Annotated in this window: 15 protein-coding genes; 8 read left to right on the forward strand and 7 right to left on the reverse strand. The window is 77.3% G+C overall.

Annotation, left to right across the window (positions count from 1 at the left end):
• Positions 1–50: 50 nt before the first annotated feature.
• The 4 genes from GSF02_RS06055 to GSF02_RS06070 form a co-directional block, all read right to left on the reverse strand.
• Complete coding sequence (locus GSF02_RS06055) at positions 51–3,164, reverse strand: sacsin N-terminal ATP-binding-like domain-containing protein (protein ID WP_159793784.1); 3,114 nt, start codon at positions 3,162–3,164, stop codon at positions 51–53.
• Positions 3,161–4,054 carry a DUF3027 domain-containing protein gene (locus tag GSF02_RS06060; RefSeq protein WP_159793786.1) on the reverse strand — a complete coding sequence of 298 codons (894 nt, stop codon included), beginning with the start codon at positions 4,052–4,054 and terminating at the stop codon, positions 3,161–3,163. The genes GSF02_RS06055 and GSF02_RS06060 overlap by 4 nt, the downstream gene beginning before the upstream one ends.
• Positions 4,055–4,064: 10 nt before the next feature.
• Positions 4,065–4,448 carry a cold-shock protein gene (locus tag GSF02_RS06065; protein WP_159793788.1) on the reverse strand — a complete coding sequence of 128 codons (384 nt, stop codon included), beginning with the start codon at positions 4,446–4,448 and terminating at the stop codon, positions 4,065–4,067.
• A gap of 229 nt (positions 4,449–4,677) precedes the next feature.
• Positions 4,678–5,397, reverse strand: coding sequence for a TetR/AcrR family transcriptional regulator (locus GSF02_RS06070; protein ID WP_235915399.1), 720 nt, complete (start codon positions 5,395–5,397; stop codon positions 4,678–4,680).
• Positions 5,398–5,540: 143 nt separating this feature from the next.
• Here GSF02_RS06070 and GSF02_RS06075 point away from each other — a divergent pair, with 143 nt between their 5' ends.
• Together GSF02_RS06075 and GSF02_RS06080 are read left to right on the forward strand one after the other, a co-directional pair.
• On the forward strand, positions 5,541–6,467 hold the full coding sequence (locus GSF02_RS06075; protein WP_159793792.1) for an NAD-dependent epimerase/dehydratase family protein: 927 nt from the start codon (positions 5,541–5,543) through the stop codon (positions 6,465–6,467).
• A gap of 105 nt (positions 6,468–6,572) precedes the next feature.
• Positions 6,573–9,197, forward strand: a complete 2,625-nt coding sequence (locus GSF02_RS06080) for a helicase-associated domain-containing protein (RefSeq protein WP_159793794.1) — start codon at positions 6,573–6,575, stop codon at positions 9,195–9,197.
• Here the strand turns inward: GSF02_RS06080 and GSF02_RS06085 are convergent.
• Positions 9,194–10,660, reverse strand: a complete 1,467-nt coding sequence (locus GSF02_RS06085; RefSeq protein WP_159793796.1) for a hypothetical protein — start codon at positions 10,658–10,660, stop codon at positions 9,194–9,196. The two genes, GSF02_RS06080 and GSF02_RS06085, sit on opposite strands and share 4 nt — an antisense overlap.
• 526 nt (positions 10,661–11,186) lie before the next feature.
• Between GSF02_RS06085 and GSF02_RS06090 the strand changes: the two genes are divergently transcribed.
• The 3 genes from GSF02_RS06090 to GSF02_RS06100 all read left to right on the forward strand — a co-directional run bounded on the left by GSF02_RS06090 (position 11,187) and on the right by GSF02_RS06100 (position 16,120).
• Positions 11,187–12,866, forward strand: a complete 1,680-nt coding sequence (locus GSF02_RS06090) for a DNA repair helicase XPB (protein ID WP_159793798.1) — start codon at positions 11,187–11,189, stop codon at positions 12,864–12,866.
• Positions 12,867–13,069: 203 nt separating this feature from the next.
• Positions 13,070–15,184 carry a TPM domain-containing protein gene (locus tag GSF02_RS19000; protein ID WP_159793800.1) on the forward strand — a complete coding sequence of 705 codons (2,115 nt, stop codon included), beginning with the start codon at positions 13,070–13,072 and terminating at the stop codon, positions 15,182–15,184.
• Between the two features lie 135 nt (positions 15,185–15,319).
• On the forward strand, positions 15,320–16,120 hold the full coding sequence (locus tag GSF02_RS06100; RefSeq protein ID WP_159793802.1) for a PspA/IM30 family protein: 801 nt from the start codon (positions 15,320–15,322) through the stop codon (positions 16,118–16,120).
• Between the two features lie 221 nt (positions 16,121–16,341).
• Here GSF02_RS06100 and GSF02_RS06105 read toward each other — a convergent pair whose 3' ends face one another.
• On the reverse strand, positions 16,342–17,115 hold the full coding sequence (locus GSF02_RS06105; RefSeq protein WP_235915400.1) for a type 1 glutamine amidotransferase: 774 nt from the start codon (positions 17,113–17,115) through the stop codon (positions 16,342–16,344).
• Between the two features lie 119 nt (positions 17,116–17,234).
• Here GSF02_RS06105 and GSF02_RS06110 point away from each other — a divergent pair, with 119 nt between their 5' ends.
• A complete protein-coding gene (locus GSF02_RS06110) occupies positions 17,235–17,843 on the forward strand; it encodes an NYN domain-containing protein (RefSeq protein ID WP_159793806.1) in 609 nt (202 codons plus the stop codon).
• Positions 17,844–17,948: 105 nt separating this feature from the next.
• Here GSF02_RS06110 and GSF02_RS06115 read toward each other — a convergent pair whose 3' ends face one another.
• Complete coding sequence (locus tag GSF02_RS06115) at positions 17,949–18,152, reverse strand: hypothetical protein (protein ID WP_159793808.1); 204 nt, start codon at positions 18,150–18,152, stop codon at positions 17,949–17,951.
• A gap of 173 nt (positions 18,153–18,325) precedes the next feature.
• On the opposite strand from GSF02_RS06115, the gene GSF02_RS06120 reads away from it, so the two are divergent.
• Together GSF02_RS06120 and GSF02_RS06125 are read left to right on the forward strand one after the other, a co-directional pair.
• Positions 18,326–19,075, forward strand: coding sequence for a response regulator transcription factor (locus tag GSF02_RS06120; RefSeq protein ID WP_159793810.1), 750 nt, complete (start codon positions 18,326–18,328; stop codon positions 19,073–19,075).
• A 1-nt stretch (position 19,076) separates the two neighbouring features.
• Positions 19,077–20,903 (forward strand): sensor histidine kinase, encoded by a 1,827-nt coding sequence (locus tag GSF02_RS06125; RefSeq protein ID WP_235915401.1) that lies wholly within the window; start codon positions 19,077–19,079, stop codon positions 20,901–20,903.
• Positions 20,904–21,044 lie beyond the last annotated feature (141 nt).

Below are 21,044 nucleotides of genomic sequence, written 5' to 3' on the forward strand. Positions count from 1 at the left end.
GCGCCGACGGCGGCGCCGGGGCGTCAGTGCCCTCAGCGCCGCCCGTGCTCTCAGTACCAGGCGACGGCGGTCCAGGCGTCCGCCGCCCGCCCGGGGTCGCGCAGCGCCTCCGCGAGCAGCGGGGCCAGCGTGGGCGCTCCCAGCAGCTCGGCCAGCCCGCGCGCCGCCCCGTCCGCCGAGACCGCGTGCACCTCGCCGTCGTGCACCCACCAGGCCACCGGCTCGCCGTCCACGGCGAGCCTCTCGTGCCGCCACCACCGCGCGGGCAGGCGCGGGTCGAGCGCGCGCACGCGCTCGTCGAGGTCCTGCGCCGTGCCGTGGTCGTCCGGCGCCACGTCCTCGGCCAGCGGCAGGTCGAGCAGCTCGGCGACGGCCGCGGCGCCCGGGGCGGGCACCGGCACGACGGCGCGCAGCTGCGCCCAGCGCGGGGCGGGCGCGACGTCGAGGTCGTCGGCCTCGCGCACGGTGACCTCGGCGCGGCCGGTCGCGCCGTCGATGCGCAGGGCGGGCAGCCGGTCCGGCAGGGGGTCGAGCGCCGTCGGGCGCCCGGCGGGGTCGAGGCCGGCGGCCAGCCGCGCGAGCCCGCGCCAGACGGCCAGCGCGTCCGCCGGCAGCAGCGCGGCCCCCGCCGGCGGCAGCGCGTCGAGCACCGCCGCCCAGTCCGCCGGCCCGGCCTCCTCGAGCGACCCGACGCCGCCCAGCGCGTGCAGCGCCTCGGCGTCCAGCCCGCTCCCGGCAACCTCCGGCGGCGCGGGCGGCAGCAGCGGGACGCCGGCGTGCAGCGCGAACGGGGCGCCGAACCGGCGGCGCAGCCACCACGCGGTGTACGACGGCGCGGGCGCGGCGCCGGGGCGCGCGCCCGGCCCCGGGCTGACGGGCACGAGCAGCGCCCGGCGGGCCTCGGGGTCGGCGGCGAGGCGGGCCAGCGCGTCGGGCCAGGCGTCGTCGGCGACGGCGTCGAGGTCGGCGACGGCCGCGAGGTCGCCCACCGGCACGTCCGGGCCGAGCGCGTCGGCGAGGAACGCCACGTAGTCGGACCACCCGGCGAGCCAGCCGGCCGGGTCGTCCGGGCCGGGCTCGTCGTCCTCCTCCGGCCCGTGGGTGAGCACGTCGGGCACCGTGTAGACGGCCAGGTCCCCGTGCGCGCCGGCCGCCGCGAGCGTCTCGGCGCCGTACCGGTCGACGACCGCCACGGCCACGGGCGCCAGGGCGTCGAGCGCCTCGGCCGCCCAGGTGCCGGGCAGGGACGTCTCCCGCAGCGCGGCGAGCTCGCCGTCCTCGGTCGCCACGGGCAGCTCGCCGAGCCAGAACGGCAGCTCCGCGCCCGGCGCCTCGGCGAGGGCGCGGCGTGCGACGTCGAGCACCGCGTCGACGACGTCGGCCGCCTCGCCGGCGTCGTCGCCGCCGTCCTCCGCGCCGTCCAGCAGGGCCTCGGCGGCGTCGAGGGCGGCCTCGGCGGCGTCGAGGGCGGCGGCCCGCACCACCGGGTCCTGCAGCAGCGCCAGCGGGTCGAGGCGCGCGGCGCCGACCCGCTCGAGCACCGGGTGCGCCGCCCGCGGGTGCACCAGCCGCACGCCGAGCGCCCCTGCGGACGCGGCCAGCTCGTCGTCGGCGGCCTGCGGCGGCAGCACCGTGCCGCGCGCGCCGTGGGTCAGCCGCCCGTCCGCCAGTGGCACGGGCGCCCCGGCGAGCGCCTCGCGCACGGCCGGGTCCGCGGCGTGCGGGGCGAGCGCGGCGTAGACGGCGCGCCAGCGCTCGGGCGGCAGGTGCAGCTCGCCGACGGCGTCGGCCAGCGGCACGGCGCGCGCGCCGAGCGCGCGGGCGACGCCGTGCAGGCGCGCGGGCAGCGCGACGGCGCCGAGCACCGCGGCCACCGCCGGGTCCTCGCCGACCGGGCCGGCCACGACTGCCGCGTCCTGCGGCGCGACGAGGCGGCCGCGCTCATCAGGGTCCTCGGCTTCCTCGGCCACCGGGGCCTCGGGTCCCGTGCCGTCGAGCGGCAGCGGCAGCAGGGGCGTCGAGCGCAGCGCCGCGAGGGCCGCCTCGCGCACCGCGGCGTCGACCTCGGACGCGGGCAGTCCCTGGGGCACCAGGTCCAGCACGGCGGCGCCCCGCTCCCGCGCGACGTCGCCGAGCAGCGCGGCGTACGCCCGGCCGGCCGCCGCGGCGACCCGGGTCGCGGCCGGGCCGGGCAGCACGCGCCGGCGGCCCGGGTCCACGGGGAACGACGCCACCAGCAGCGCCGGGAAGCCCAGCCGGACGTCGGTGGGCGTCGGCGCGTGCAGCACGTCGGTCGGGGTCGCGGCGGCGTCGGCCGGCGTGCCGGCCCGCAGCGCCCAGACGAACGACCACGCGGACCGCCGCTGCTCGAGCGGCAGGTCGGCCACGTCGTCCGGCGCCAGCTCGCCGGCCTCGCGCCGCACGACCCACCGCGCGGCGACGTCCGCGAGCACCCGCCGCTCGGGGGCACCGTCCGCGACCTCGACGACCACCTCGGCCAGGGCGGGCAGCGCGAGCAGCAGCGCGTCGTCCACCGCGGCGAGCTGGGCGCGCACCGCGGCGAGCGCGGCGTCGTCGCGCAGGGTCAGCTCGACGACGGTGTCGGCCTCGTCGTGCGCGGTGCCCGGGGCGGGGAACGGCAGGCGCAGCACGGGCAGCGCGGCGCCGCGGGCGGCGACGGCGTCGGCCAGCCCGTGCTCGGCCAGCACCGCGCGGGTGCGCTCCAGGGAGAAGCGCACGCCGCCGTCGCGGGAGCGGACGGCGACGTCGTCGGCCACGGAGCGCACCGCCGCGAACCCCACGCCGAACCGGCCCACCGCCCCGGCGTCCTTGGCGGACGCGCGCAGGGAGGCGAGCGAGGCGACGCCGGCGGCGTCGAGCGGGGCGCCGGCGTTCGCGGCGGTGAGGACCCACGGCGCGGCGGCGGCCGCGCCGGCGTGGTCGGGGCGCCGGGCGAGCCGCAGCGTCAGCCGGCCCGGCACGCCCGCGCGGGCCGCGGCGTCGGCGGCGTTCTGCGCGAGCTCCACGACCACGCGGTCGCGGTAGTACCCGCGGGCGTGGTCCTCCTCGAGGTTGGCGTCCTCGCGCAGGCGCGTCGGGGAGGCCTGCCACGCCTCGACGACGGCGCAGCGCAGGGCCGCGGTCCCGAACCGGTCGGCGGTCACTCCGCCACGGGCGCGGCGGCGTCCGGGCTCTCGGCGGCGTCCCGACTCTCGGCGGCGGTCTCGGGCGCGGTCTCGGCCGGCGTCACGTCGACCACCTCGACGGTGGTCTCGTCGATCAGCGGCTCGGCGTCCGGCCAGTCCGACGGCGGGCGCTCGACGTCGGTCTCGGAGTGCGCGCCGCAGCCGTGGTCGAGCGAGACCACCTTGCCGTCGTCGGGGGACCACTCGTTGGCGCAGACGCCGAACAGCTGGCCGAGCGGGCCCTGCAGCGGGATCAGGAACCCGCAGGACAGGCACTCCGCGGCCGAGGCGACGGCGCCCGGGGCGGTCGGGCCGCGGGAGCCGCGGTACCAGCGCTGGGCGGCCTCGTCGCGGCCGCGCGGCGAGAGCACGCGGGCGCGCGCCAGGGCGAGCTCCTCGATCGCGACGGAGTCGAGCTCCTCGTCGCCGGTGGGCGTCCAGCCGGGCTCGAGCCGCGGGTCGTCCGGGCGGAACGGCAGCACGTCGCCGGGGCCGATGTCGCCGGGGCGCAGGCGCTCCGACCACGGCAGCCACTCCGGCGCGAGCATCGCGTCGTCGCCGGGCAGCAGCTCCACCTCGCACACGGTGGCGACGCGGCCCCGCGGCACGCGCGCGAGCGTGACGACCCAGTACCAGCCGCGGTAGCCGCGCATGGCGGCGGCGAACCGGTGCGAGACCAGGCGGTCGCCCTCGACGACGATGCCGAGGTGCTCGCCGACGTCGGACGGCGACTCCGCGACCTCCTCGGCGGCCGCGCGGGCGAGCTCGACCGCGGCGTCGGCGGTGAGCACGGCGTCCTTCGCGGTGCGTGCGGCGGCGCGGCGGGCCTGCGCGGTGGTCCTGGCCGACTCAGCCGTGGCGACGGTCATGCGTGTCCTCTCAGGCCTCGAGGTCGTCAGCGACGGCGCGCAGCAGCTTGGCGACGCGCTGCGACGTCGCGGCCTCCGGGTAGCGGCCCTTCTGCAGGGCGCCGTCGACGCGCTCGAGCACCCGGATCAGGTCCTCCACGATGCCGGCCATCTCCGACGGCGGCTTGCGCTTGGCCTTGACGACCGACGGCGCGGGGTCGAGCAGCGTGACGGCCAGCGCCTGCGGGCCGCGCTTGCCGTCCGCGACGCCGAAGTCGACGCGTGCGCCCGGCCGCGGGTTGGCCACGCCGGCGGGGAGCGCGGTGGCGTGCAGGAACACCTCGGTGCCGTCGTCGGCGGCGATGAAACCGAAGCCGCGCTCGGCGTCGTACCACTTGACCTTGCCGGTGGGCACCTGGACCTCGTTTCCGTGTGCTCTGCGAACTCTCCTCCGCCCGGGCGGCCACGCGGGGCCGAGGGGCGGTGCGACCCGGGTGCGGGCCGGATCCCAGGTTACCGGCCGGGAGGGGGCGGCGCCGCATCCATATCGCGCGCGGCCCGCCGCCCCCGCTCGTTCCGGGTCCCTGGCGGTCCGAGACAGAGGGGCCTTTCGCGGACCGCCAGGGACCCGGAACGAGCGGGGGTCAGAGCCGGACGGCGATGCCCAGGTCGGCGGCCAGCCGGGCGGCCACGTGGTCGAACCACCGGGGGTAGTCGGCGACCGAGCCCACGAGGTGGCCGAACAGCTCGAACGACACCGTGCCGAACAGCTCCGTCCAGGCCATGAGCGTGCGCACCACGGCCTCGGTGGGCGCGTCCGGCGCGACGAGCCCGTGCGCGACGACGAAGGAGAGCGCGCCCGCGACGAGGTCGGCGGGGTCGGCCACGCCGGCGGGCCGCGGGGCCGGGCGGAGGCCGGCGGCGTGGGCGTCGCCGACGATCGCCACGAGCACCCGCACCACCCGGGTGGCCGGCTCGACGGTGTCCTGCGGAGCGGCGTAGCCGGGCACGGGCGTGCCGTACAGCAGCGCGAAGTCGCCGGGGTGCGCCACGCACCACTCCCGCAGCGCGCGGCAGGCGGCGAGCCAGCGCCCGCCGAGGTCGTCGCGCGCGACCGCCGCCTCGGCCACCTCGACCGCGTCGCCGAGCTCGCCGTAGGTCTCGAGCAGCAGCGCGGTCAGGAGCGCGTCGCGGCTGGAGAAGTACCGGTACACGGCCGAGGACACCATCCCGACGTCCCGGGCGACGGCGCGCAGCGAGAGCCCGGCGGGCCCCTCGGTGCGCAGCCGCGCGCGGGCCGCGTCGAGGATCGCGCGGGTCAGCGTCTCGCGGGCCAGGGCCCGGGCGGTGCGGGGCGTGCTCACGCGGTGATGGTGGCACGTCGAGAGCACCGTCCGCAAACGAGAGCACTGCTCTTGTCACGAGCTCGCGAACGTGCCATGCTCCGGAAACGAGAGCAGTGCTCTCGCTTCGCCCCAGTCCCGGTCCCCGCACCCCAGGAGCCCTCATGACCACCACCGACCACCACCTCGTCGTCGGCGCCGGCCCCGTCGGCCGCCACGTCGCAGCCCTGCTCGCCGCGCGCGGCTCGCGCGTCACCGTCGCCACCCGCTCGGGCCGCAGCACCGGCGTCGACGGCGTCCGGCACGTGGCGCTCGACGCGTCCGACGCCGACGCCCTGTCCCGCGCCGCGGAGGGCGCGGCCGTGCTCTACAACTGCGCCAACCCCGGCGACTACACGCAGTGGGAGCGGGTCTGGCCGCCGCTGGCGGCGTCGCTGCTCACCGCGGCCGAGCGCTCCGGCGCCGTCTACGCGATCACCGGCAACCTCTACCCGTACGGGCCCGTCGAGGGGCCGATGCACGAGGACCTGCCCGACGCCGCCACCGACCACAAGGGCCGGCTGCGCGCCCGGATGTGGGCCGACGCCCTCGCCGCGCACCGGGCCGGGCGCGTGCGGGCGGTCGAGGTGCGCAGCTCGGACTTCGTCGGGCCGGGCGTGGGGCCCAACGGGCACGTCTCGCGCGTCGTGCCGGGCGCGCTGCGGGGCCGGACCGCCTGGATGATCGGCCGCACCGACCTGCCGCACACCTTCACCGACGTGCAGGACGCCGCCCGCACCCTCGTCGCGGCCGCCGAGGACCCGGACGCCCACGGGCGGGCCTGGCACACCCCGAGCAACCCGCCGGTCAGCCAGCGGCAGGCGGTCACGGACGTGCTGGCGGCCGCCGGCAGGCCACCCGTGCGGGTGCGGTCGCTGCGCGGCCCGGTGCTGGCCGCCGTGGCGCTCGCGTCGCCGTTCATGCGCGAGGTGCGCGAGCTGATCTACCAGTGGGAGCGGCCGTACGTGCTCGACGACACGGACGCGCGCAAGCACCTCGGCATCGAGCCGACGCCCTGGGAGGAGGTCTGCGCCCGCACGGCGCGGCAGTGAGGGGGTGCTGCGCGGCGGCGACGGGACGCTCGCGGCCGGGCTCTCCGCCACCGTCACCGCGGCCCGCGCGGCGCCCGTCCAGGTCAGGCGCGTAGCATCGACGAGATGGCCAGCACGCCCGCACCGCGCGGGACGGCGTCGGCCGACGCCCCCGGCGACGGTCCGGCCGCCCGCCGCACGTTCAGCGACACGATCCGCGAGCGCCCCGACGAGGCGCTCGTGGCGCTGCTGCGCGAGCGCCCGGACCTGGCCTCCCCCTCCCCGTCGACGCTGCGCTCCCTCGCGGCGCGCGCCTCGAGCCGCACCTCGCTCGAGCGCGCGCTCGCCCGCGCCGACGCCCCCACGCTCCAGGTTCTCGAGACCGTGCTCGTGCTCGAGACCGAGCGGCCCCCCGTGACGCCGGCCGACGTCGTGGCGGCGGTCGGCGCGGGCGGGCCCGTCGCGGACGGCGCCGGCGCGGACCCCGAAGGCGGACCCGACGGTGCCACCGCGGTCGAGCGGCGGATCGCCGCCGCCCTCGAGCAGGCCCTGCTGTGGGACGCCGGCGAGCCGGGCACCCCTGACCTTCGCGCCGTCCCGGGCCTCGGGGAGGTCCTGGGCCCCTACCCCGCGGGGCTCGGCCCGCACCGGGACGCCGGATCCCGTCAGGGTTCGTTCCGGCAAGCGCCCGATGACGGAACCGACCCTGACGGGATCGCGGCGCTCGACGACCTGCCGCCCGGTGCCCGCGAGGTGCTCGACGCGCTCACCTGGGGTCCGCCGGTCGGCGTCGTGCCGCCGGCGGGCTCGGCGCCGCGCCGCGCCGTGGACGCCCTGGTCGAGGCCGGGCTGCTGCAGCGCGCCGACGCCCGCACCGTGGTGCTGCCCCGGGACGTCGGGCTGGCGCTGCGCGGCGGGCGCACCCACCGCGACCCGCGCCTGGAGCCGCCGCGCGCCGAGGTGCGGGAGGTGCCCGCGCCCACCGCGGACGCCGAGGCCGCGAGCGCCGCGCTGGAGGTCGTGCGGCTGGTCGACGCGCTGATCGACCTGTGGGACGAGGCGCCGCCGTCGGTGCTGCGCGCGGGCGGTCTCGGCGTGCGCGACGTGCGTCGGGCCGCGCAGGCGCTGGGCGTCGACGAGGCGACGGCGGCCATCGTCGTCGAGCTGGCCGCCTCCGCGGAGCTGGTGGCCGACGACGGCGAGGCGCCGCCGTCGTACGTGCCCACCACCCGCGCCGACGCGTGGGCCGACGCCGACGAGGCCGACCGCTGGGCGATGCTGGCCGCCGCCTGGGCCGCCTCGCGCCGCACGCCGTGGCGGGCGGGGTCGCGGGACGACAAGGGCACGGTCCGTGCCCCGCTGTCGCCGGACCTGCACCGGGCGTGGGTGCCGCGGCTGCGGGCGCAGGTGCTCGAGGCCCTGGCCGGGCAGCCGGGCGCGCCGCTGACCGCCGCCGACGTGCTGGCGGTGCTGGCCTGGCGCACGCCGCGCGCCGTCCCGCCGGAGGCCGCCGTGGAGGGCCTGCTGCGCGAGGCGGCGCTGCTCGGCGCCACCGGGGCGGGCGCGCTGGCCGGGCCGGGCCGCGCCCTGCTCGCCCTCGTGTCAGGACCAGCGCAGGGCATGGCCGGCGCCGGTACTGACAGCCCGGCGTTCGCACGCGGTGTGTCAGCAGCAGCGCACGGTATGGCCGGCGCTGGTTCTGACGATCCGCGGGAGCGGGATGCCGACGAGCCGGTCGACCTCGTCGAGGCGCTGCGCGCCGTGCTGCCCGCCGAGGTGGAGGAGGTGCTGCTGCAGGGCGACCTCACCGGCATCGTGCCCGGCCGCCCGTCGCGCCCGCTGGCCCGGCTGCTGGAGCGCACCGCGGACGCCGAGTCGCGGGGCGCGGCCACCACCGTGCGGTTCTCGGCGTCGTCGGTCACCCGTGCCCTCGACCTCGGCGCCACCGCCGACGAGCTGCTCGCCGAGCTCGCCGCCCGCTCCCCCGTCCCCGTGCCGCAGCCGCTGGAGTACCTGGTGCGCGACACCGCGCGGCGGCACGCGGCGCTGCGGGTCGGCTCGGCCGGCTCGTACGTGCGGGCCGCCGACCCGGCGGTGCTGGCCGGGCTGGCCGAGGACCCGCGGCTGGCGTCGCTCGGCCTGGTGCGCCTGGCCCCGACAGTCCTGGCCGCCGCCGTCCCGGCGGCCGAGCTGCACGCCGCGTTGCGCGAGCGGGGACTGCTCGCCGCGCTCGAGGGCCCCGACGGGCGACCGCTGGGCCGCCTGCGCCGCCCGCCGCGCGTGGACCGGGCGGGCCGGCGCGCCGGCGCGCCCGTGGCGACGTCGGCGGTCACGGACGACGGCCGACGGGCGCTGGTGGAGCGCCTGCGCGCCGCCGAGGCCGGCGACGGACGGGGCCGCGGCCCGTTCCCCGGCACGGCCACCGGCAACGGCGGAGCCCTCGGCGCCAGCAGGACGACGGCCCTGGCCGCGGGCCGGCGCCCCGACGACGACGCGGACGCGACCGCCGTCGACCGGCTGCGCTCCATGTCCGCCGCGGCCGGCGACGCCCTGGCCCTGCTGCGCGAGGCGGCGCGCGACGGCGAGCAGGTGTGGGTCGAGCTCGTCGACGCCCACGGCACCCCGGCGCGGCGCAAGCTCCGGCCGCTGAAGGTCGAGGGCGGCCGGCTGCGCGCCCTGGACCCGGCGCGCGAGGCCGAGCTCACCGTGGCGGTGCACCGCATCGCGGCGGTGGAGCCGGCCGAGCCCTAGGCGTCGGAGGCCGCTGGGGGCCGCGGCTCGACGGCCCAGCCGGTCGCGAGCACGACGCCGTCGGTGAGCCGCAGCACCGCCGCGCGCGCGGCGACGTGCGGGGTGGAGAACGCGAGCTGGACGGCGCCGCGCTGGTCGGGCGAGACCAGCCAGTAGTCGACGAGCAGCACGGCGTGCCCCTCGCCCCCGCCCTCCGCCGCACCGCGGCGCTCGCGCACGTGGAGCAGCAGCGGGCCCGCGGTCGTCTCGGCGCCGACGACGGCGTCGCCCTCGGCCAGGCCGGCGCGGATCCGGCCCTCGATGCGCTCCAGGTGCGGCGTGCCGCCGACCTCCGGGCCGAGCTCGTGCCAGTACACGGTCAGGCTCAGCGCGAGGGCCGTGCGGCCCTCGTGCTCGAGCAGGAAGGCCTGCAGCCGCCCGCCGGCGGAGGCCGCCCGCTCGCCGGCGCTCTCCAGCCAGGCCCGCACGTCCTGCCGGAGCGGGACCCCGCGGTCGCCGAGCACGCGGGTCTGTCGCCGCACGAGCTCGCGGACCTGCCGGGCGCGCGCCTCGGCGTCGTCGAGGTCGATCACCGCCCACTGCTCCGGCAGGCGGAGGTCGAAGCCGACGGACCGCAGCCGGTCCTCGGGGCGCGCCGGCTCCGGGTCCGGACCGGTCACCCATGCCAGCTCGTCGTCCCCCGGCTGCGGCACCAGCAACGCCGAGACGTCGGCCACGCTCGCCGCCATGGGGTGCGGCCCGGCGGGGTCGAAAACCACGCGCTCGAGGACGTCGGCGTGGCGCTCGAGGAACGGCGCCAGCGTCTCGCCGCGGCACAGCGCGAACTCCCGGTCCGGGGCGTCCTGCAGGAACGCCGCCAGGGCGCGCGCGGAGGAGAACAGGCACACCTCGTAGGGCCGCGTCGAGCCCGCCGGCGGCTCGAACACCCGGTTCTGCGTCTCGCCGTCGGGGCCGCGCACGATCGGGACCACCACGACGTCGTGCCGCAGCGCCTGCCCGATCGCGGGCACGTCCTGGGCCGCGAGCGCCGCGGCGAGGCGCTCGGAGCCCACCTCGGCCACCGCGGCGACGGGGACCGGCGCCGGCGCGTCGTGCTCGCTCGCCGTCCCGTCCCTCCCCGACCGCTCGGCCTCGGCCCGGTCCCGGTACAGGGGCACGTCGAGGTGCCCGGCGAGGATCGGGGCGGCCTCCGCGTCGCCGCGCCGGCGCCGGTGCAGGGCGGCGACGTCGGTGGCCGGGTCGACCTCCCACACGATCTCGCCGTGGATCCCGCCGGGCATGCCGGCAGCACGGAAGAGCACGAACCACCGGCGGGGCGTGGTCACCGTGGCGACGACCTCGAGGTCGTCCGCCCGGCCCAGGCGCACCTCGGTGACGCCGGCGCCGGGGACCACCATGTAGTAGGTGTCCGCCAGCGGCACGTCGCGGACGGGCAGGGGGCGGCGTCGCAGCCACCGCATCATGGGGCCTCCTTCGTCGCGGTCACAGTATCCGGCCTCGGTCCGTCCGGCCTGGATCCCTGGCCGGCGGGCACGAGGCCGACGGGGGCGGGGTCGGTCGCCCGGCCCAGCGGGTTCCATCCGCCGGGCCTCGTCGGGCGGCCCCGCCGTCGCCCCCCGGCGCGTCGGCGAGCTGCCGGTCGACGTCGGCGAACGCGTCCGCCACGCCGGCCGCGCCGTCGGTCGGGACCCGCAGGTTCTCGGTCGTCCTCGCCGGCGTGCCGTCCCACGTCGCCGCGACGTCGCGCACGGCCTACAGGTCCACCCGGAGATCGGTCATCTCTCGCCCACGCCCCCTTCTGCCCGGGGCACTCCCCGGCCGCGGGGCGCCGCGGGCGGGATGGGGAGATATCCCCATGCCGGCCGGCGCCGGGACGCGCCCGGGCGCCGCGCCCCAGGCGCCCGGGGCCTGCGCGCACGCCCTACGGTGGAACACCACGGGCGGGCGCGGTGTTGGCACACTGGATCTCCGCCCGCAGGAAGGAACCGCATGACCGACGGCCCGCTGATCGTCCAGAGCGACAAGTCGCTCCTGCTGGAGGTCGACCACCCCCGCGCCGAGGCCGCGCGCCGGGCGATCGCGCCCTTCGCCGAGCTGGAGCGCGCGCCGGAGCACGTGCACACCTACCGCCTCACCAACCTGGGGCTGTGGAACGCGCGCGCCGCCGGGCACGACGCCGAGCAGGTGGTCGACACCCTCATCGAGTTCTCCCGCTACCCGGTGCCGCACGCGCTGCTGGTGGACGTCGCCGAGACGATGAGCCGCTACGGCCGCCTGCAGCTGGTCAGCCACCCCACGCACGGGCTCGTGCTGCAGGCCAGCGACAGGGCGGTCCTGGCCGAGGTGCTCAAGTCCAAGCGCACGGCCGGCCTGGTGGGCGAGCGCATCGACGACGAGACCGTCGTCGTGCACCGCTCCGAGCGCGGCCACCTCAAGCAGGTGCTGGTCAAGCTGGGCTGGCCGGCCGAGGACCTGGCCGGGTACGTCGACGGCGAGAAGCACCCGATCGCGCTGAGCGAGGTCGCCGCGCCGCGCACGCCCGGCGACGAGCCGAAGCCGTGGTCGATGCGGCCCTACCAGCAGCAGGCCGTGGACGGGTTCTGGCACGGCGGCTCCGGCGTCGTCGTGCTGCCCTGCGGCGCCGGCAAGACGATCGTCGGCGCAGGCGCGATGGCGAAGTCCGGCACGACGACGCTGATCCTGGTCACCAACACCGTCTCCGCGCGGCAGTGGAAGGACGAGCTGGTGCGGCGCACCACGCTCACCGAGGACGAGATCGGCGAGTACTCCGGCACCCGCAAGGAGATCAAGCCGGTCACCATCGCGACCTACCAGGTGCTCACCACCAAGCGGAAGGGCGTCTACTCCCACCTCGAGCTGCTCGACGCGCGCGACTGGGGCCTGGTCGTCTACGACGAGGTGCACCTGCTGCCCGCGCCGATCTTCCGCATGACGGCGGACCTGCAGGCCCGCCGCCGCCTCGGGCTGACCGCCACCCTGGTGCGCGAGGACGGCCGCGAGGACGAGGTGTTCTCCCTGATCGGGCCCAAGCGCTACGACGCGCCGTGGAAGGACATCGAGGCGCAGGGCTACATCGCGCCGGCCGACTGCGTCGAGGTGCGCCTGACGCTGCCCGACCACGAGCGGATGGTGTACGCGACGGCCGAGCCGGAGGACAAGTACCGGCTGGCCGCCTGCGCCCCGGGCAAGAACAAGGTCGTGCAGCAGATCGTCGACCAGCACCCGGACGACCAGGTGCTGGTCATCGGCCAGTACCTCGACCAGCTCGAGGAGCTGTCGGCGCACCTGGACGCCCCGCTCATCACCGGCGCGACGACGGTGCGCGAGCGCCAGCGGCTGTTCGACGCGTTCCGCTCCGGCGAGGTGTCCCGCCTGGTGGTCAGCAAGGTCGCGAACTTCTCGATCGACCTGCCCGAGGCGTCCGTGGCCATCCAGGTGTCCGGCTCGTTCGGCTCGCGCCAGGAGGAGGCGCAGCGCCTCGGGCGGGTCATGCGGCCCAAGGCCGACGGGCGCACGGCGCACTTCTACGCCGTCGTCGCGCGCGACACGGTGGACCAGGAGTTCGCCGCGCACCGCCAGCGGTTCCTGGCCGAGCAGGGGTACGCCTACCGCATCGTCGACGCCGAGGAGCTCGACGAGGTGAAGTGACGGGCACGCCCGCCCCGTGAGGTCGGCACCTCGTCGTGAGTTCGGCACCTCGTCGTGAGCTCGGCAGCCCGAGGTGCCGACCTCACGACGAAGTGCCGAGCTCACGGCCGGCAGTCGACGCCGGACCCCGGCACCCCGCCTGAGCGCGGGTTTCACCACGGGGGCGAATTGCGCTCCCCCAGGTCGGGCGGGACGATCGGGACGTGAACCGCCTCGTCCCGAGCGCGCCGCGCCGCGCGCCCGCAGCTCTCGTCCCCCTCCTCGCCGCCCTCCTGACCGGCCTCGCCCTCCTCGGCGCGCAGGCCGTGCTCGCGCCTGCCCTGCTGCCGTCGGCACACGCCGAGCAGCCCCTGGACACCCTGGACGGCGCAGTGACCGACAGCGCGGACGTGCTGGACGACCCCGCCGAGGTGCAGGCGGCGCTGGACCGGCTGGCCGACGAGACGCGCTTCCAGCTCTTCGTCATCTACGTGGACACGTTCGACGGGCTCGACGGGGAGTCCTGGGCGATCGCCACCGCCAACAACGCGCGGCTCGGCGTCGACGACCTGCTGCTCGCCGTCGCCGTCGAGGACTCCCTCTACGGGCTGTCGGTGGACGCGAACATCGACCTCAGCGACGCCGACCTCGACGCGATCGAGGCGGCCACCGAGGACGCGCTGACCGCCGCCGGCCGCGCCCCCGAGGGCGAGGCGGACTGGGGCGCAGCAGCGATCGTCGCCGCCGACACCACCCGCCAGGTGGCCGGAGGCGGCGGCTCGGGCGCCGGCGGTGCCGGCAGGACGGCGGCGCTCGTCGGCGCCGGCGTGGTCGTCGTCGGCGGCGTGGGCGGCTGGCTGTGGTGGCGCCGGCGCCGCACCGCCGTCGGGAGGCCCGCGGCGGCGCCCGCCGACGAGCTGGCGACGCTCCCCACCGAGGAGCTGGAGCGGCGTGCGGCCGCGGCCCTCGTCGAGATCGACGACGCGCTCAAGACCTCCGAGCAGGAGCTCGGGTTCGCGCAGGCGGAGTTCGGGCTCGAGGCCACCCAGCAGTTCCAGCAGGTGCTCGCCCAGGCCAAGGCGGACGTCGCGCAGGCGTTCGGCGTCCGCCAGCGCCTCGACGACGCCGAGCCCGAGACCGAGCCGCAGCGCCGGCAGCTGCTCACCGAGATCCTGCGGCTGTGCGACGGCGCCGCCGACGCGCTGGACGCCCAGACGGAGTCCTTCGACCAGCTCCGCCGGCTGGCGCAGCGCGCGCCCCAGGTGCTGGACGAGACCGAGCAGCGGGCCGGCGAGATCGACCAGCGCATCGAGGTCGCGCGCCAGACGCTCGGCACCCTCGCCGCGACGTACCCGCGCTCCGCCCTGGAGTCGGTGGCCCTCAACCCGGACCAGGCCGCCTCGCTGGTCGACCACGCCCGCCAGGCGGTCGCCGAGGGGCGCACCGCTCTGCAGAAGCGGGACCGGAACACCGCGGTCGCGCACGCGCGCGGGGCGCAGAACGCGCTCGGGCAGGCGGTCACGCTGCTCGAGGCGGTGGAGCGCGCCGGGCAGGACCTGGCCGAGGCCGGCCCGCGCCTCGACCGCGGCATCGCCTCCATCGCCCAGGACGTCGCGGACGCCGAGCGGCTCGCCCCGGGCGACCCGGCCGTGCTGCCGGCGCTGCTGGAGGCGCGGGCCACGGTCGAGCAGGCGCGGTCCGCGCGGCACGGCGGCGACCCGCTCGCCGCGCTGCGTCGCCTGACCTCCGCGGAGGCAGCGCTCGACCAGGCGCTCGCGCCGGTGCGCCAGAAGGCCGAGTCCGACGCCCGCGCCGCCGCGCTGCTGCGCGACACGCTCGGACGGGTCGAGTCCCAGATCCGCGCCACCGACGACTTCGTCGCGACCCGTCGCGGCGCCGTCGGCCCCGAGGCCCGCACGCGGCTGGCCGAGGCCATCCGGCTGGTGCAGGAGGCGCGGTCGCTGACCGGCGACCCGACGACGGCGCTTCAGCGCGCCCAGCTGGCGGAGCGGTACGCGCAGCAGGCGTCGCAGATGGCGCAGCAGGACGCGTCCGGCTGGGGCCAGGGCGCCGCCGGCGGCGGCGACGTGGGCGGCATGGTGCTCGGCGGCATCCTGCTCGACTCGATCCTGCGCGGGTCCGGCGGCGGCTTCGGCGGCTCCGGCGGGTTCGGCGGCGGCACGTTCGGCGGGGGCGGCTACGGCGGCTCCCGCGGAGGGCGCCGCGCCTCCGGCGGACGGATCGGCGGCGGGTTCGGCGGCGGCGGGTTCGGCGGCGGCCGCGCCGGCGGGCGCACCGGCGGCGGCCGCGGCGGCCGGTCTCGCGGGGGCAGGTTCTAGCCCGATGACCCGGGGCCCACGACCCTCGCACGCTGCACCGGCGCCCCGGGCGTCCCGGCACTTCTCCCGCACGTCGCACGTTGACCGGTGGTCGGGCACCACCACCGTCCACACCACGAGGAAGGCACCCCACCCATGACCCAGAAGCAGAGCATCCTCGGGCGCATCACCCAGCTCGCCAAGGCGAACATCAACGCGCTCATCGACCGCGCCGAGGACCCGCAGAAGATGCTGGACCAGCTGGTGCGCGACTACACGAACAACATCGCCGAGGCCGAGCAGGCGATCGCCCAGACGATCGGCAACCTGCGCCTGGCGGAGCAGGACTACAACGAGGACGTCGCCGCGGTGCAGGAGTGGGGCGCCAAGGCCCTGGCCGCCTCCCGCAAGGCCGACGAGTACCGTGCCAAGGGCGACGCGGCGAACGCCGACAAGTTCGACCAGCTCGCCAAGGTGGCGCTGCGCAAGCAGCTCGACGCCGAGGGCGAGGTCAAGCAGGCGCAGCCCCTGATCGAGACGCAGCGGGCCACGGTGGAGAAGCTCAAGTCCGGGCTCGCCATGATGAAGGACAAGCTGGGCGAGCTGAAGAATAAGCGCGACTCGCTCGTGGCCCGGCAGAAGTCGGCCCAGGCGCAGCAGACGGTGCAGACGGCGATCAGCTCCATCAACGTGCTCGACCCCACGAGCGAGCTGTCGCGCTTCGAGGAGGCGGTGCGCCGCGAGGAGGCCATGGCGATCGGCCAGTCCGAGGTGGCGGCGGCCTCGATCGACGCCCAGTTCGACGAGCTGATGATGTCCGACCAGGAGATCGAGCTCGAGGCGCGCCTGGCCGCGCTCAAGCAGGGCAGCAGCGCCCCGCAGCAGATCAGCCCGACGCCGGTGACCCCGGAGATCGAGGCCGGACAGCAGGAGCCGAAGCCCGAGTCCGCGTGGTGACCCCCGCCCTCCCGCCGAGATAGAGAGCTCTGGCGCCGAGATAGAGAGCCACGCTCGCGAGATAGAGACCCAGGTCCGCGAGATAGAGAGGCCCCGGCCGCACGTGCGGCCGGGGCCTCTCTATCTCGGCGAGGACCTTCTCTATCTCGCGAGCCGAGCTGCTGTTCCGGGCGGGCCGGTGGACTGCTCGGCGCGGGCGGGTCAGCGGCCGGTCAGGTCGGTCAGCGGGCCGCGCGGGCCGAGACCTGCGCCGAGAAGGCGCCTGCCAGGGTGATCGCCAGCTGGGCCAGCTCGGCGGCGTGCTCGTTCATCTCCTCGTCGAGCGCGGCGGCGTCGACGTCGTCGTGCTGCCGCGCCCAGTCCAGCGCGATCGACTTGCCGGCCTCGGGGTGGAACTGCAGCCCCACCGCCGAGCCCCAGCGGAACGCCTGGTACGGGTACGTGGTCGACCAACCGAGCCAGACGGCGTCCGCGGGCAGCTCGCAGATCGCGTCGGCGTGCATGCTCAGGGCCCGGGTCGACGCGGCGGCGCCGGCGACGGCGCTCAGCAGCGCGTCGTCGCGGGCGGCGTCGCGCCACTGGATCGTCACGACGCCGGCCTCGCGCCCGGGCGGGGCCGCGACCTGGACGGCTCCCCCACCGGCGACGGCGAGCAGCTGCGCGCCCAGGCACATGCCGAGCGTCGGGACGTCGGACCGGGCGGCGTCGGCGAGCAGCCCGCGGACGGCCGGCAGCCACGGCGCGGCGGCGTCGTCGTACGCGGACATCTGCCCGCCGAGCACCACGAGCCCGTCGCCGACGGCGTCGAGCGCCGGCACGGGCTCGCCGAGGTCGAGCCGGACGGTGCGCACGCCGTCGCCGAGCAGCGGGACGAAGAGTCCGAGCGGCACGTCGGGGCTGTTCTGCAGGACGGTGATGCGGGGTCGCTCGGCGGCCTCGGCGGCGGCGCCGGGGCCGGCGGGCGCGAGGGCGCGGTCGAGAGTTTCCGTGGTCACGGGGGCACAACGTACTCGCGTCCCCGGACTTCTCCACAACCCCGCAGGTCCCGAACCCGCGGCGGGTCCGCGTCCGGCACGCCCCGGCGCTCGCGCCGCGCTGGCTCTACGCTGGGCCCATGTCGCAGCCGTTCGCCGTCCCCCCGTCATCCCCGGCCTCCGCGGCGCCCTCCGGCCGCCGCACGTACCTGCTGGTCGACGGGGAGAACATCGACGCCACCCTGGGCATGAACGTGCTCAACCGGCGCCCGAACCCCGAGGAGCGGCCGCGCTGGGACCGCATCAGCACGTTCGCGCAGAAGGTGTGGGGGCAGGACGTCGTCCCGCTGTTCTTCCTCAACGCCACCAGCGGGCAGATGCCGATGTCGTTCGTGCAGGCGCTGCTGGCGATGGGTTACCGGCCCATCCCGCTGGCTGGCAGCGGCACCGAGAAGGTGGTCGACGTCGGTATCCAGCGCACGCTGGACGCGATCGCCGACCGCGACGGCGACGTGCTGCTGGCCAGCCACGACGGCGACTTCCTGCCACAGATGGAGGCGCTGCTGGGCGGCGACCGCAAGGTGGGCCTGCTGGCCTTCCGCGAGTTCGTCAACGCGCGCTTCACCGAGCTGACGCACCGCGGCCTCGAGATGTTCGACCTCGAGACCGACGCCGACGCGTTCACCACGCTGCTGCCGCGCGTGCGGATCATCCCGCTCGAGGAGTTCGACCCGCTGCGCTACCTCTGACGCCCGGCTCACGCCCGGCTCACGACGGCGGTGCCCGCTGCGGCGGTGCGCCGCCGTCGGCGTCTGCGCCGGCGCCGGGCGGGGCCCGCCGACCCGCCTGCGGGCCTACGGCTGCGGTCCGTCGCCCTCGGCACCGCCGTCCGCGGCGCCCGCGGGTCCCCCCTGTGCCTGCTCGGCCTCCTTGGCGCGGGCGTCGAGGATCCCGTCGCGCACGGCGTACCGCACGACGAAGTACAAGACGTACACGCCCGCGGCCAGCAGGACCACGGTCAGCACCAGGCCCGTCAGGTCCGTGCCGGTCAGCTCCATCGCTCCCCCTCGCTCGGCGGCGCACGCCGCACGCCGCACGCCATGCTAGGAGCGCCCGCCGCAGGGCGTCGGACCCGGTGCGGCGCGCCGCACCGGCGACCCCCGGACGATTCCCAGGAAACTCCTGGACCTGCTCCCAGGCATCCTCCAGCCCACGGGCGCAGACTGGAGTCATGCCCAGCCCCACCACCCCGGAGGCGCGCCTCGTCGTCGTGGACGACGAGCCGAACATCCGTGAGCTGCTGTCCACGTCCCTGCGCTTCGCAGGCTTCGAGGTCCACGCCGCCGCCGACGGCGCCGGCGCCCTGCAGCTCGTGCGCGACCTCGAGCCGGACCTCGTCGTCCTCGACGTCATGCTGCCCGACATGGACGGCTTCCAGGTGACCCACCGCATGCGGGCCACGGGCCGCCACACGCCGGTGCTGTTCCTCACCGCGAAGGACGACACGCAGGACAAGGTGCAGGGGCTCACCGTGGGCGGCGACGACTACGTCACCAAGCCGTTCAGCCTGGAGGAGGTCGTGGCCCGAATCCGCGCGGTGCTGCGGCGCACGCAGGTGGGCCTCCCGGAGGAGGACGCGGTGCTGCGGGTGGGCGACCTGGAGCTCGACGAGGACAGCCACGAGGTGCGCCGGGCCGGCGTCGAGGTGGACCTGTCCCCCACCGAGTTCAAGCTGCTGCGCTACCTCATGCTCAACGCGGGCCGGGTGCTGTCCAAGGCGCAGATCCTCGACCACGTGTGGCAGTACGACTGGGGCGGCGACGCCAACATCGTCGAGTCCTACATCTCCTACCTGCGCCGCAAGATCGACGCGCTCAAGGTGACCGGCCCGGACGGCGACGAGGTGACGCTCGCCCCGATGATCCACACGAAGCGCGGCGTGGGCTACCTGCTGCGCGCCCCGCAGCCGGCGCGCGTCTGACGTGACCTCCCGGCCCCACCCCCACGAGCCCGGCGCCGCGAGCGACGCCGTCGCGTTCCCCCTGCGCGACGACGGCCGCGGCGCCGCGGCCGGCCGCACCCTGACCGGTGCGGCCGGCCACCCGGCGCCGCCGGGTGCCGCGACGTCCCCTGACGCGGCACCCGGCGGTGCCCCCTTCCCGTCCGGCGGCGGTCCGTCCGCCGGCGGGGCGGGGCACGACGACGGCGGGGCGGGGCACGACGACGGCGCGCACCGTGGGCAGGGCGGCGGCCACCTCGGCGACGCCTGGCGGCACCGCCTGCAGCCGCTGTGGGCATCGCTGGAGAGCGTGCCGCTGCGCGCGCGCCTCGTGTCCATCATCGTCGTCCTGCTCGCCCTGGGGCTGGGCATGACGGCGTTCGTGACCCGGGTCGTGGTGAGCGAGTACCTCGTGGGCGAGGTGGACACGCAGCTCACCCAGTCGGTCCAGTCCGCGGTCCGCCAGGCGTACGCGCAGTCAGAGGGCCGGCAGAACCTGCTGCCCAGCGACTACGTCGTGCTCATCCGCGACCTCGACGGTGACGGCCAGCCCCTCGCCTGGCCGGCGACCGTCGAGCGGTTCGGCACGCCGCGGTTCCCGGACGAGACGCTGGCCCGGGTGAGCGCCCGCGGACTCGACGCCTTCACCGTGCAGTCCTCCGGCGGGTCGGACCCGACCGCGTGGCGGGTCATCGGCACGCCGGTGACCCTCAACGGGCAGACCGTCGGCACCGCCTACGTCGCCCTCCCGCTGTCGGAGATCGGGCACACCATCCAGTTCCTCACCCGAGCGCTCGCCATCTCGGGCGTCTCGATCGTGACGATCGGCGGCATCGCCGCCTGGCTGCTCGTGCACCGCTCCCTGCGGCCGCTGCGCCGCATCGAGTCCACGGCGGCCGCCATCGCGGCCGGCGACCTGTCGCAGCGCGTGCCCGAGCGGCCCGCGTCCACAGAGGTCGGCTCGCTGTCGATCTCGCTCAACACGATGCTGGCGCAGATCGAGCGGGCGTTCTCCGCCCAGGAGGCGTCGGAGAAGCGGATGCGGCAGTTCGTCTCCGACGCCAGCCACGAGCTGCGCACGCCGCTGGCCACGATCCGCGGGTACGGCGAGCTGTACCGCATGGGCGCCCTCGACACCGGCGACAAGGTGCAGGACACCATGGGCCGCATCGAGGACTCCGCCCGCCGCATGGGCTCGCTGGTCAACGACCTGCTGGAGCTGGCGCGGATGGACGAGGGCCGCCCGCTGCGCCGCGAGCCGGTCGACCTGGCGCGGCTGGCGCACGACGCCGCGCAGGACCTGCACGCCCTCGACCCCACCCGCGCGGTGGCGGTCACCGCGCTCGACGGCGCCGCCGCACCGCCATCGGCCCTGGCCGTGACCGGCGACGGCGACAAGCTGCGCCAGGTGCTGACCAACCTGGTCGGCAACGCCGCGCGGCACACGCCCGCCGGCACCCCGGTCGAGCTCGCCCTGGGCGTCCTGCCCGACGGCGCCGCGCGCCTCGAGGTCCGCGACCACGGGCCGGGCGTCACGCCGGAGCAGGCAGCGCGCATCTTCGAGCGGTTCTACCGCGCCGACTCCTCCCGCAACCGCGAGTCGGGCGGCTCGGGCCTCGGCATGGCGATCGTCGCGGCGATCGTCGGGGCGCACCAGGGGCACGTGGAGACGGCCACGACGCCGGGCGGCGGGCTCACCGTCCGGGTCACGCTGCCCGCCGGCGACCGGCCCGTCGAGAGCCACGGCACCGGCCACGCCGGGGGCACCGCCGGGGGCGCCGCCGCGGCGTCCCCGGGCATCGCCGAGTGAGGCTACGATCGTCCCTCGTCGTCGCCGGGTCGGCCGCACGACCCGGCGCCCCGCGTGGGTGCGCGGCGCCCTGCCGCAGGTGTCCCCCGGGGGTCGTAGGCTGACGGTGAGGGCACGTTCCGTAGTCGTCGACCGAAGGTC

The sequence above is a fragment of the Puerhibacterium puerhi genome, from assembly GCF_009846865.1.
Lineage (GTDB): Bacteria > Actinomycetota > Actinomycetes > Actinomycetales > Cellulomonadaceae > Puerhibacterium > Puerhibacterium puerhi.